Source organism: Pseudomonas sp. P4795 (genome assembly GCF_048822895.1).
Taxonomy (GTDB): Bacteria; Pseudomonadota; Gammaproteobacteria; order Pseudomonadales; family Pseudomonadaceae; genus Aquipseudomonas.
In genome coordinates, this window is the sequence record NZ_JBMFBT010000001.1 from 697,741 (window position 1) to 709,828 (window position 12,088).

A 12,088-nucleotide genomic window follows, 5' to 3' on the forward strand; every position below is an offset into this window, starting at 1 on the left:
AATCTACAAAACATTGGAGATTTTGTGAGTGCTGCGCACTCAAGCGGGAGCAAGCTCCCTCGCCACAGATTTCCATCCGGCTCGGAGAATCCCCATGTCCTTCTTCTACACCCACCTGCTGTCCTGGAGCGCCCTGCTGCTGGTGCTCGACACCGCACTCTGGCACCTCGCTCCGTTCAAGCATCGCGCGCCGCGGGTCGGTCTGCGGTTGGTGCTGTTTCTGGCGTTCAGTGCGCTGATCATCAATGCCGGCGTCAGCCCGTTGCAGGCTCCGTTGTTCGCAGATGACCGTGTGGCGCAACTCGGTGCGACGGCCTTGGGAATTCTCTGGTGGCTGTACGCGGCGCGCGTGCTGACTGAAGTGATTGGCCTGTTGCTGATGCGGCGCATCGGTCACAGCGGTCGCTTGCTGCAAGATGTGATCGGTGCATTGGTGTTTCTGGTGGCCATCGTCGCTGCTGCAGGTTACGTGCTCGAACTGCCGGTCAAAGGCTTGCTCGCAACCTCCGGCGTGGTCGCCATCGTCGTCGGTCTCGCGTTGCAAAGTACTTTGGCTGACGTGTTTTCCGGGATCGTGCTCAACACCACCAAACCCTACCAGGTGGACGATTTTGTGGTGATCGACGGTGTCGAGGGCAAGGTGCTCGACATCGACTGGCGCGCCACACACCTGCTGACCAGCGCCGGGACCATGGCCGTGGTACCGAATTCGGTGGCGGCCAAGGCCAAGATCGTCAACCTCAGCCGCCCGAACAACATGCACGGCGTTTCGATCAGCATCAAAGTGCCGAACCATATCCGCCCGCGCCGAGTGCTCGATGCCCTCGACCGCACGTTGCAAGGCAGCAGCAGTCTGCTGTTGTCGCCAGCGCCGAAAGTCGTGTTGAAAGAAGCTGGCGAAGAAATGTCCGAATACGTGGCCAGCGGTTTTATCGCTGAACTGGGCAGGAAAAGCGAAGTGCGCAATCAACTGTTCGACCTAGCTCATCGGCATCTCGAAGCCGCTGGAGTTTCCCGCCATCCCGACGGCGTGATCGAACCTTCGACCCGCGCCCGTGCGTTGCTCGATGAAGTGAAAATCTTCCGCTCGTTGAGCCCTGATGAACGTGATCGCCTGGCCGAATCGATGGTCGCGCAGCAGTACAGCGCGGGCCAGGTGGTGCTCGATCTGAATGAAGTGCCGGACAGTCTGTTTGTGATTGCCACAGGCGTGGTCAGCGCGACGGTGACCGACGGCAACGGCCAGGCTGAAGCCGGGCGCATGGGGCCGAGTGAAGTAATGGGTGAGCAGAGTATTCTGGCGGATACGCCTTCACAGGCGACGTTCACTGCGCTGACGTCTTCGATCATTTATCGCCTCGATAAAGAACTGACTCGCCAGTGCATGGGCCAGCGTGGCGAGGTTGGACGTGCGCTGAACAAGTTGCAGGCGGTGCGGCAGCAGAGCAGCCGGTTGGCGTTGGTGGCAGCGCCGGCGCCAGTGAGGAAAGGTGGTTTTCTGGGGTGGCTGCAAAGGCGCTGAAAGCAAAAGATCGCAGCCTGCGGCAGCTCCTACAGAGGAACGCATTCCAAATGTAGGAGCTGCCGCAGGTTGCGATCTTTTGATCTTTCTTACTTCTCAGTGAACTTGGTATAGCTGTTGATCAGGTTGCGATAGTTCGGCAGGCGGTTCGACAGCAGATTCGCCAGACCTTCCATATCGTTGCGCCAGTCGCCCTGCAGCTCGCAAGCCACCGAGAACCAGTTCAACAGCTGAGCACCGGCCGCCGACATCCGCGCCCACGCCGCTTGCTGCACGGTGGTGTTGAAAGTGCCGGACGAATCGGTCACCACAAACACTTCAAACCCTTCAGCCAGCGCCGACAAGGTCGGGAACGCTATGCACACGTCAGTCACCACACCGGCGATGATCAGTTGCTTGCGGCCGGTGGCCTTGATCGCTTTGACGAAGTCTTCGTTGTCCCAGGCGTTGATCTGACCTGGACGCTGAATGAACGGCGCGTCCGGGAATTGCTCGCGCAGTTCCGGCACGATCGGGCCGTTCGGGCCGGCGTCGAAGCTGGTGGTGAGGATGGTTGGCAGTTTGAAGAACTTGGCGATGTCGCCCAACGCCAGCACGTTGTTCTTGAACTCGTTCGGCGAGAAATCCTGCACCAGCGAGATCAGACCGGTCTGGTGATCGACCAACAGCACAACTGCATCGTCTTTGTTCAGGCGCTTGTAAGGAACGTTGCTCATGTGAAACTCCTCGATGGATGGTTATTGCGCTGAGCGCCGACCAAGCGGGCCGACGCTTTTAAAAGCAATCAGAAAGCGAAGCAGGAGCAACCGAACGCGCCCCAGAAACCGGCGAAGTCGCTGACCGGCGCATTCGACAAGCGCGCCTTTTCATGGCTGTGCGAGTGCACGCCGCACGGGCCGCTGCACTGGTGCACTGCCACCTGCAATGGCGAATTCGGCCGCCAGTGGCCCGGGACTTTCACCACCGGCGACCAGTCCGGCAGTACCGGCACGCTGGCCGGGCCGAGTTTTTCGAAGTCATCAGCGGCGTACACAATCTTGCCGCCGACCACGGTCAGTACCGACTCGATCCACTTGATCGCTTCTTCCTCGACATGGAAGAAGTCCGCGCTCAGCGCCGCCAGATCCGCCAGTTGCCCGACCTTGATCTGACCCTTCTTGCCCTGCTCGGACGAGAACCAGGCGCTGCCGTGGGTGAACAATTCCAGCGCGGTGGTGCGCGGCAAACCTTCTTCGTACAACGCCAGACCTCCAACAGTACGGCCGCTGACCATCCAGTACAGCGAGGTCCACGGGTTGTAGCTGGAGACGCGAGTGGCGTCGGTGCCGGCGCCAACCGGCACGCCTTCGGCGAGCATGCGTTTGATCGGGGGTGTGGATTCGGCGGCTTGTTTGCCGTAGCGGTCGACGAAGTATTCGCCTTGGAACGCCATGCGATCCTGAATCGCGATGCCGCCGCCCAACGCTTTCACGCGTTCGATGTTCTGCGGGGTGATGGTTTCGGCGTGGTCGAAAAACCACGGCAAGCCGTTGAACGGAATGTCGCGATTGACCTTCTCGAACACGTCGAGCATGCGGCTGATCGATTCGTTGTAAGTGGCGTGCAAACGAAACGGCCAGCGCTGCTCCACCAGATGACGAACCACCGGTTCCAGCTCTTGCTCCATGGTCTGCGGCAGGTCCGGGCGCGGTTCGAGGAAGTCTTCGAAGTCGGCTGCCGAGAACACCAGCATCTCGCCAGCGCCGTTGTGGCGCAGGTAGTCGTCACCCTGATGCAACTTGACGCTGCCGGTCCAGTTCTGGAAATCGCTCAGCTCTTCTTTGGGCTTCTGGGTGAACAGGTTGTAGGCGATGCGGATGGTCAGTTGCTCATCCTTGGCCAACTGCTCGATCACCTGATAGTCGTCCGGGTAGTTCTGGAAACCACCACCGGCATCGATTGCACTGGTCAGGCCGAGACGGTTGAGCTCACGCATGAACTGCCGGGTCGAGTTGACCTGATATTCCAGCGGCAGCTTCGGCCCTTTGGCCAGCGTCGAGTACAGAATCATCGCGTTTGGCCGCGCCACCAGCATGCCGGTCGGGTTGCCGTTGGCATCACGCACGATCTCGCCACCCGGCGGATTCGGCGTGTCGCGGGTGTAACCGGCTACGCGCAGGGCAGCGCGGTTGAGCAGCGCGCGGTCATACAAGTGCAGGATAAATACCGGGGTGTCCGGCGCGGCCTGGTTGATTTCTTCCAGGGTCGGCATGCGTTTTTCGGCGAACTGAAATTCGTTCCAGCCACCGACCACGCGCACCCACTGCGGAGTTGGCGTGCGGTCAGCCTGATCCTTGAGCATGCGCAGCGCATCGGCCAGCGACGGCACGCCTTCCCAGCGCAGTTCGAGGTTGTAGTTCAAACCGCCACGGATCAGGTGCAAGTGCGAGTCGTTGAGGCCGGGGATCACGCAGCGGCCCTTGAGGTCGACCACTTGTGTTCCGGCACCGCGCAGGGCCATGGCTTGGGCATCGTTACCGACGACGGCGAAGCGGCCATCCTTGATCGCCACGGCACTGGCTAGGGGTTTGGTGCGGTCTACGGTATGAAATTGGCCATTGAACAGAATCAGATCAGCATTGGCGTTCATCGCAGTTCCTTCGGTAAAAGTGAAACAAAGCCGGAATCCGCCGGATCAGCGCGGCGGATTGGTGTTGGATTCAGGTTTTTTGGCTTGCAGCCATGGAGCGAACAGACGCGTCGCCAGCGGCATGCACACGTACACCACAGAAACCACGATGGTCACGGTGATCAGGAATGTGGCGATCACGTAGTTGGACAGAAACGCATTCAGGCGCAACAGCGGCCCCCAGATCAGCGGCACCAGCAAGGTGTGCGGCAAAATCACAAACAGCGTGACCACGGCTTGTTTCCAGCGCGGCGGTGGTGGCGAGGCGGCATCGGTCTGCGGCGTGAACCAGAATTCATTGGCGGCGTTGACCTCCGTCACATCACCGTCGGCAAGCATTGGCGCGGCCTCATCGACCAGCGCCTGACGCTGCGGCGAATCGAGCCAACGCTGCATCGCGTCGGTCGAGCAATAGCGCAACACGCAGGTGAACAAAGCAAGTCCGCCCTGCTGACTGCGCATCACATCCACGCCCAAATGCCCTTCCTCACGCCCCGCCACGCTGACAATGTTGCGCAGCCAGGCTTCGTACGGCGCCTCGAAACCGGCCTTGACCCGGTGCTTGACGATCAACGTGACCGTCTCGTCGGGCCCCGGTTTTTTCAGGGATTGGGCATCAGGCATAACGAAACACTCCGGGCAAACGAACATTGAGCGCCAGCCGTCCCGGCCCGGCGATAAACACAGTGGTGAAAATAATCAGCAGCAACCAGCCGAACTGCCCTTCGGCCACACTCCATTGCGGATGCACGACCAGCAGCGCCACCAGCAGCACAAAGAGAATAGGCAAGCACGCCAATCGCGCCAGAACCCCGGCGACGATCAGTAGCGGACAGACGACTTCGGCGAAAATCGCCAGGATCAACGTGAGGTGGGCACCGAGGTGGAACGGGTCTTCGATGAGCTGCAGTTGTGCAGTGAAGTCCAGCAGCTTGGGCAGGCCGTGGATCCACAGCAGAAACAGTCCGCCGGTTACCCGCAGGAACAGCAAGCCAAGGCTTTGCGCCTGGTCATTGCGTTGGGAAGATTGCATGGGGCCACCCGTGATCGATCATTGCCCGACATGGTGCAACGATCGATCACGGGGAAATTGGACAGGTGTGCTCTCTTGAAAGCTGGACGCACCACAACCTCCAACTGCTGCCTCACCATCCCCTGTGGCGAGGGGATTTATCCCCGTTCGGCTGCGCAGCAGTCGCAAAACCTGAGTACGCGGAATTCCTGATGTACCGCAGCCACAGGTTCGGGGCTGCTGCGCAACCCAGCGGGAGCAAGCTCCCTCGCCACAAAAGCTCGTCAGGCTACGGGGCTGTGTCAGCCTTCAACTCCAGATTATCCAGCACCCGATTCACCGCCAGTTCACCGAGCATGATCAACATCGAGAGCGCGTTCGGCGGCTTCGTGGAATTTCTTTGAATCAAGGGATTCGTAGGGCGAGGTGGTGTCGGTTTCTGGTGGATTTGGCGTTGGTTTGATCATGGTGAAACTCCTTGAGAATGGAGCCGTCATCCATCGCTGCTAAACGAATCAGGTGGCGGCTGAACGCGGGTTAGCAGACCAGGCTCAAGAATCCCGGCGCACCGAAGTGCCCCACGCTAGCCGCCATAAAACAAGAATGGCGAAACCGACGTGCCTTGAGATTAACCGAGCTGCTAAACCCGATCGCTGTCAATCAGCGACCCGCAAACAATAGAACCCGCCCCCAAGGCGCACAAGCCGGCCGATTCTGGCGTACGTGTAGGCAAAGGCGCAAGGTTGCGTGGCTTTGCGGACATAGCCTTAAACACTATTCAACATGAGCGGCGGATTGGCCTAAACGACAAACCCGCGCTCCGTTTACAAGGAAGCGCGGGCTTTCATGGTGAGACTGGTAAATAAATGCGTCCCCTTTTCCACTTGGCCACGCTGCCTTCAGCTCCAGAGTGTCCAGCACCCGATTCACCGCCAGCTGTAATGGTCGAGGCCGCTAGCGGCTTCTAATCATCCACGCTCAATACGCATCACCCGGCAGCGGGGCCCTCGATTGAGAAATGGTGCTCGTCACACCTGACACGCCAGCGCTGCTCGATCCCTGACTGGATGCGCCCGGCAGCAGCGAGATAGCCCATACCGTGTTGTCATAAACACAAGTGACCAACGCACGAGAGTCATCCGGGCTTATTCCGATTTGCACAGGCCCCTGCCCGACAGTGGTTGTCGCAATGACTTGGTCCAGAGCGGTGTCAATCGTCGTGACCGTATTGGTACCGTTGTCACAGCAATAAGCCCGTGTACCTGCATGGTTCAGCACAATGCCCCTTGGCCACCCTATCACTTGAATTGCAGCGATCTGTGTAAATGTCAGAGCATCGAATTTAACTACGTAACCAATCCCGCTATTGTCAACGCCACAAACGTAAATGCTCTTTCCATCAGGACTGACTGCGACTCCATAAGCCGCCACCGGCATCGGCACAGTCCTGACAACGCTTAAAGTCAGTGCATCAATCACCGAGACTGACCAGCCAGGGCCGTTGCCGAAATTTGCAACGTAAACCCACCGACCGTCCTGGGAGATATCAATACCTCTGGGATATGGCCCAACGTGGATAGTTTTGACAGACTTCAAGTTAACGGCATCTATCACCACGACCGTATTGGTCTGCCAAGTGCTAACAAATGCTTGAGAACCATCGTTGCTTAAAACTATCCCGATTGGATGCCCCGCCGCAGGAATATTGGCAATCAACGAGTTGGTATTCGTGTCAATAACTGACAACGCGTTATTGCCATTACAGGCAAAAGCACGCGAGGCGTTTTTAGACAGGGCAATCTCCCACGAAACATCAAGCGAAGGGAGCGGTATCTGTTTGATCAACGTTGAGCGAGTTGTATCAATGACCTGTACCAGTTTCGCCCCGGTGACGTAAGCCAATTTGCCATCGGAGCTATAAGTAATGCCCGTGGGTGTAGGACTTACCGCAATCGGGCCGAGCGGTGCCTGCGCCGTAATCGTCAACACGGCACTGGCCGTACTCCCTCCACTGACAGCCTTGATTGAGGATGTTCCCGCCACTCCACTCGCTGTCACTCCGGCGAGCCTCACCTTCCCGTCCGGCCCCGTCACGAAATTGCCCACCCTCTTCCCGTTAGGAAACGTCGTCCCTGTCGGCAACGTAACCTTGATGGTTCCCACAATTGGCTGTCCGCTTTGAGTCAGGCTCAACTCGATTCCCGTCACCTGCCCACCCGCCGACGCGGAGTAAGGGCCATTGATAAACGTTACCAATACGGCGGCCGCGGTACTTATTGTGATTGAGGTTGTCGCCGATACTTCGGTGTTGGTTAACTGATCGGACACCACGGCGAAGACCGAACGGACACCGTCGCCAATCGTCTTGAGGTCGGCGGTCGTCAGGGTGTAGCTGATCGGTTTGGTGGGATCTGGGTTGGTGAACGTGTGGCTCCATGGGCCAATGTTCAGTGTCCCAGTGTCGTGAGGTCGCGCGTCATTGATTGTGATGGTGATGACTACCGTCTGCCCGGGACCGACGGTCGCCGGATGAGCGACCTTGGCAGTGGGTGCGGGATTGTTGAACAATACTTTCAGCACCGGTGTGGAATCCGCATAGCCCCCGCTGAGCCGCTCCCACCGGTAGAACATTGTATTGATACCGTTTTTAAATAACCCCCACGGCAGGTCCAGGGCAAAGCGCATATTCTCCTCACCCAGCTGGATGATCTTGATTACGGGAGTCCTTACGCCATTGACGTATATCACCACAGAGTCGTAAGCGGCCCGCGAGATGGACAACGTTGCAGCCGGATCGATCACGATGGTCAGGGGAGTGGTCGGCGAGTAGATGGCCTGGGATACGCCGTAATGCACCGTATTTGCGGGAAGCACCTGCGTTGACGCACCTACGATGAACATGGGCCTCAGCACAAGTGCATTGGTGACCTGCGTTGAATTAACGTTGATGGTGGGCATCTGTTGCTCCTCGGGTGCTGCGCCATAGGCATTTCGGGACTTGGCACATCACACCGCGAAACGGGAGTTGCGTCACCTGTCAGATCTGACAGGTGCGCAGGGCTTCAAGACGAACGGTCGTCAAGCGCCGGGTGATTGTGGGGAGCACGAAACGTTGCGACGATCATCAGCGGCATCCTCAATGATCATTCGTTGAAGGTGGAGACGGTCTGACCTGAGCGCTGAAACAACAAAACCCGCCGCCCCGATCTAGCGGGACGGCGGGCTTTTGATGGCAGGCAGAAATCTGTGGCAAGGGAGCTTGCTCCCGCTGGGTTGCGAAGCAGCCCCAAAAAAGTATTGCGAGTGCTTCGCACTCGAGCGGGAGCAAGCTCCCTCGCCACAACAGTTCGTAAGCCTACAGGGCTTTGTCAGCCTTCAGTTCCAGATTATCCAGCACCCGATTCACCGCCAGTTCACCTAGCATGATCAACTGCGCAATCCCCAACAGCACATGCCGCTGCGACGCATCAAGCATGCCTGCGAAGTCGTTGGCCATGACCTTGGCCGAGGTCAGGGTTTCGCAGGCGTTTGCCAGCAGTTCTTCGCTGTCGATGCCGGGGGCGATTTTGTAGATGGTGTTGGGTTTGAGCGCAGGTCTGCGCGGCAGGAACGGATTGAGGTAATGATCGAGCGCGCGTTCGGCGGCTTCGTGGAATTTCTTGGAATCGAGGGATTCGTAGGGCGAGGTGGTGTCGGTTTCTGGTGGGTTGGGTGTTGGTTTGATCATTGATAAAGCCTCTAGAGTGGTTGGGGGCGCCACACTTCGCTGCTAAACGAAAGAGGTGGCGGCCGTACGCGGGTTAGCAGACCAGGACTCTAGAACCCGGCGCACCGAAGTGCCCCACGCAAAGCCGCCATAACGTGAACGGACAGGCATTAACCTGATCACGAAAAAGGACGTTGTGCGTCTAGAGAAAAGCCCGGGCTGCTAAACCCGATCGCTGTCAATCAGCGACCCGCCAACAATAGAACCCGCCCCCAAGGCGCACAAGCCGGCCGATTCTGGCGTACGTGTAGGCAAAGGCGCAAGGCGCTGTAGCTTTCATCAAGTAACGATAAACGTCCATAAACACCGCTGGCTAAACGTCATGAACCACTCGCGAGCGCTACCGAATCGTGTACAGACGCGGGGCAAAAACCTGAGCCGTTGCGGCGTTAGCCACTGTGTCCAGGTTGACCCTGAACCGCAGCGTCAACGTGCTGCCGGGGCGCAGATCCTTCAGATAGCTGAACAACACGATGACGCTGTATCCGCCATTGAACACCCAGCTCTGATTCACCACCACGTTGCCCATCCACATCGCATGGTTGTGCGGGGCGCCATTGGCATCTTCACCCTCAAAGTCCAGCCAAAGTGCCTGCGCACGCGCGATATGCGGCCACACACCAAATCGCAACGTAGCGCCGGCTTGCACGTTGGCCAGGATCAAGTCCGCCGTACCATTCGCCTCGAGAAAGACTGGCGCAACGAACCGATCCGCCGGGATCGTGCCCACGCTCAAGTGGATAGGTCCTAAAGGCGCTGGCGGGGCCGTGCCGCGGTCATACTCGGCGCTGACCGTGACCCGCTTGCCCAGGCTGAACGCCAGCAGCGTAAGCGGTAGCGGGATGTTCCTGGGAATCGTGGTACCCGCCGTGACGGTGTTGGTGGTATGTGAGCCGCCCGGTGGAGTGCCCGGGGCGGCAGCCCAACGGACTCTGATTCGGTCGTTGGCCTGCATGTTGTAATTCAGGACTGCCGTCAGACTGGTCAATGCCGCCATTGGATCAATAGTGCCGTTGTCGGGCGCCTCGGCAATCGTCAACTCCAGGTTTTGCACCACGACGTTGATTCGCCGTGCACTTGAGGCACCGCCGCTGCCATCCGCCAACTTGACTGTAAACACATGCAGTCCACCCGTGAGCGCAGCTACGACATACGTCCAGACACCGGCGACGGGGTTGACCGTATCGAGGTGAGCCGACCCATCGAATACATCCACTGGACCGGAGGTGCTGCCACTCAGGGTGACAGTGGTGTAGCGAGTGTCCGCACCATCGTGGACTTCTCCATCGAGATCGGTGACCGACAATATCTTTGGCGCACTGGTCGATTGTGTGACGACTATGTAGTTCCGATGGGCAAATGCCTGGACGTTAGATCGATCCGGACTGAACTGCAGCCCGGCCCAAAAACTCATCGTCAGCACGCTGCCATTTTCCAGATCTTGCAGCGGTGTAGCAGAGACCTCTTCTTCGCGATACCCAAGACTGAATTTTCCATCGACGAAATCCGTCGGCGCTTGCCAATACCAAGCCTGCCAAACACTGCCATCGCGCTTCCGGCCTGTGAGCTGGAGCCAGTAAAACTGCTCGCGCCTGCTGAACAGCCACGTCCTGATACGCAATGTAACCTTAGTCAGCTCGCTCACATTCAGGTGAGTGCCCTCACCTTCGTCGTCTGCCTCTTTGATCACCGGCAGGGGCTGGTCAGGTTGATCTATGACCGGTATGAAAAGCGCCAATAGTTGTGAGTTCACAGGCGATTCAGTGCCACGGTAAAGCGTGTAATAGGCGATAACAGTCAGCCCGAGGTTGAAAGCCACCAGAATGTTGTCAATGTGGGTCGTGAAAGGGCGTTTAAACCCGCCAATCGGTATGCGCGGCGAAGTGTAGGACCCGGAACCTGGAGTCCCGGCCACCGTGATCGTAATGGAGTCTCCAGGTAACCAAGGGAAGTCGATTATTACCGTCAGGTTGGACCGAGCGGCCGCTGGCACCAGGAACCCACCGGAACTTTCTTTAATTGCCAGTGGCGGCAGATCGTCACTGGTGAGCGCAGGAATCGGCGTGTCCATATTCACTTCCCTTGAGAGCAGGCCTTTTCGGCATCGGCCCATCAAACACGGGAAGGCGAATTCAGACCACTGTCAGAACTAACAGGTAGAAGGCAGTTTCAGACGAACGGCCACTTACACCAGTGGAATATCCAGCGTCACCGACATGAACTGACTGATCCGCGCCCGCAGCCATTTCTCCGCCGGGTCGTTGTCATGCACCCCGCTCCACGCCATCGACAGTTGCGCCGCATCGATGGGAAACGGCGGATCTTCCGCGCGCAACGCGCAACCGTCGACCAATGCACACGCCGCGTAATCCGGCACCGTGGCGATCATCTCGTTGCCCGCGAGTAATGCACGCAATCCGCTGAATTGCGGCACGCCGAGCACCACGCGGCGGGTGCGGCCGAGTTTGGCCAGATCCATGTCGATATTGCCGCTCAGATCGCCGGAGAACGACACCATGGCATGCGGACGCTCACAATATTCGTCGAGGGTCAGCGGCCCCGGACGATCATCGCCACGCAAGACTTTGCAGGGAATGTCGCGCAGTTTTTTGCGCTTGGCGTTGGCCGGCAGGTCGGTGGTGTAGCTGACGCCAACCGAGATTTCGCCCGAGGCGAGCAATGTCGGCATCAGCAGGTAGTTGGCGCGTCGCACCACCACGACGATGCCCGGCGCCTCTTCCTGCAACTGGCGCAACAGCGGCGGAAACAGACCGAACTCGGCGTCGTCCGAAAGACCAATGCGGAACACATCGCAACTGGTCGCCGGATCGAATTCCTTGGCGCGGCTCACAGCGCCGGAAATCACGTCCATCGCCGGTTGCAGTTCCTGCAGAATCGCCAGCGCCCGCGCGGTCGGCTCCATGCCGCGACCGTTGCGCAGTAACAACGGATCGTCGAACAGATCGCGCAAGCGGCCCAATGCGGCGCTCACCGCCGGTTGGCCCATGAACAGTTTTTCGGCGACGCGGGTCAGGTTCTTTTCGAACATCAATGCTTCGAAAATCACCAGCAGGTTCATGTCGACGCGGCGCAGATCGTTACGGTTCATGGGCACGTTTT

The 12,088-nt window shown here is 58.6% G+C and carries 9 protein-coding genes; 1 reads left to right on the plus strand and 8 read right to left on the minus strand.

The window, feature by feature from the left end; translation table 11 throughout:
- Nucleotides 1-94: 94 nt before the first annotated feature.
- Nucleotides 95-1,522 (plus strand): mechanosensitive ion channel domain-containing protein, encoded by a 1,428-nt coding sequence (locus ACOI8A_RS03095; protein WP_420649555.1) that lies wholly within the window; start codon nt 95-97, stop codon nt 1,520-1,522.
- An 89-nt stretch (nt 1,523-1,611) separates the two neighbouring features.
- On the opposite strand, the gene ycaC is transcribed toward ACOI8A_RS03095, so the two are convergent.
- The 8 genes from ycaC to ACOI8A_RS03135 form a co-directional block, all read right to left on the minus strand.
- The gene (gene ycaC, locus ACOI8A_RS03100) at nt 1,612-2,238 is read right to left on the minus strand and encodes an isochorismate family cysteine hydrolase YcaC (protein WP_420651341.1); all 627 of its coding nucleotides are present in this window, start codon (nt 2,236-2,238) and stop codon (nt 1,612-1,614) included.
- A 68-nt stretch (nt 2,239-2,306) separates the two neighbouring features.
- Nucleotides 2,307-4,151 (minus strand): amidohydrolase, encoded by a 1,845-nt coding sequence (locus ACOI8A_RS03105; RefSeq protein ID WP_420649557.1) that lies wholly within the window; start codon nt 4,149-4,151, stop codon nt 2,307-2,309.
- A 45-nt stretch (nt 4,152-4,196) separates the two neighbouring features.
- Entirely contained in the window at nt 4,197-4,814 is a 618-nt protein-coding gene (locus ACOI8A_RS03110) for an antibiotic biosynthesis monooxygenase (protein WP_420649558.1), read from the minus strand.
- Nucleotides 4,807-5,223 carry a DoxX family protein gene (locus ACOI8A_RS03115; protein ID WP_420649559.1) on the minus strand — a complete coding sequence of 139 codons (417 nt, stop codon included), beginning with the start codon at nt 5,221-5,223 and terminating at the stop codon, nt 4,807-4,809. Before ACOI8A_RS03115 ends, ACOI8A_RS03110 begins: the two co-directional genes overlap by 8 nt.
- Before the next feature lie 957 nt (nt 5,224-6,180).
- Nucleotides 6,181-8,160, minus strand: a complete 1,980-nt coding sequence (locus ACOI8A_RS03120; protein ID WP_420649560.1) for a cytochrome D1 domain-containing protein — start codon at nt 8,158-8,160, stop codon at nt 6,181-6,183.
- A 397-nt stretch (nt 8,161-8,557) separates the two neighbouring features.
- Nucleotides 8,558-8,929 (minus strand): DUF6124 family protein, encoded by a 372-nt coding sequence (locus tag ACOI8A_RS03125; RefSeq protein WP_420649561.1) that lies wholly within the window; start codon nt 8,927-8,929, stop codon nt 8,558-8,560.
- A gap of 379 nt (nt 8,930-9,308) precedes the next feature.
- Complete coding sequence (locus ACOI8A_RS03130) at nt 9,309-11,039, minus strand: hypothetical protein (RefSeq protein ID WP_420649562.1); 1,731 nt, start codon at nt 11,037-11,039, stop codon at nt 9,309-9,311.
- A 114-nt stretch (nt 11,040-11,153) separates the two neighbouring features.
- Nucleotides 11,154-12,077, minus strand: a complete 924-nt coding sequence (locus tag ACOI8A_RS03135) for a LysR substrate-binding domain-containing protein (protein WP_420649563.1) — start codon at nt 12,075-12,077, stop codon at nt 11,154-11,156.
- Between the last annotated feature and the right edge of the window lie 11 nt (nt 12,078-12,088).

Bases quoted from the DNA above. Each gene is read 5' to 3' on its own strand.
- ACOI8A_RS03120 (WP_420649560.1), bottom strand. From the start codon at position 8,160: ATGCCCACCATCAACGTTAATTCAACGCAGGTCACCAATGCACTTGTG.
- ACOI8A_RS03130 (WP_420649562.1), bottom strand. From the start codon at position 11,039: ATGGACACGCCGATTCCTGCGCTCACCAGTGACGATCTGCCGCCACTG.
- ACOI8A_RS03095 (WP_420649555.1), top strand. From the start codon at position 95: ATGTCCTTCTTCTACACCCACCTGCTGTCCTGGAGCGCCCTGCTGCTG.
- ycaC (WP_420651341.1), bottom strand. From the start codon at position 2,238: ATGAGCAACGTTCCTTACAAGCGCCTGAACAAAGACGATGCAGTTGTG.
- ACOI8A_RS03115 (WP_420649559.1), bottom strand. From the start codon at position 5,223: ATGCAATCTTCCCAACGCAATGACCAGGCGCAAAGCCTTGGCTTGCTG.
- ACOI8A_RS03110 (WP_420649558.1), bottom strand. From the start codon at position 4,814: ATGCCTGATGCCCAATCCCTGAAAAAACCGGGGCCCGACGAGACGGTC.
- ACOI8A_RS03125 (WP_420649561.1), bottom strand. From the start codon at position 8,929: ATGATCAAACCAACACCCAACCCACCAGAAACCGACACCACCTCGCCC.
- ACOI8A_RS03135 (WP_420649563.1), bottom strand. From the start codon at position 12,077: ATGAACCGTAACGATCTGCGCCGCGTCGACATGAACCTGCTGGTGATT.
- ACOI8A_RS03105 (WP_420649557.1), bottom strand. From the start codon at position 4,151: ATGAACGCCAATGCTGATCTGATTCTGTTCAATGGCCAATTTCATACC.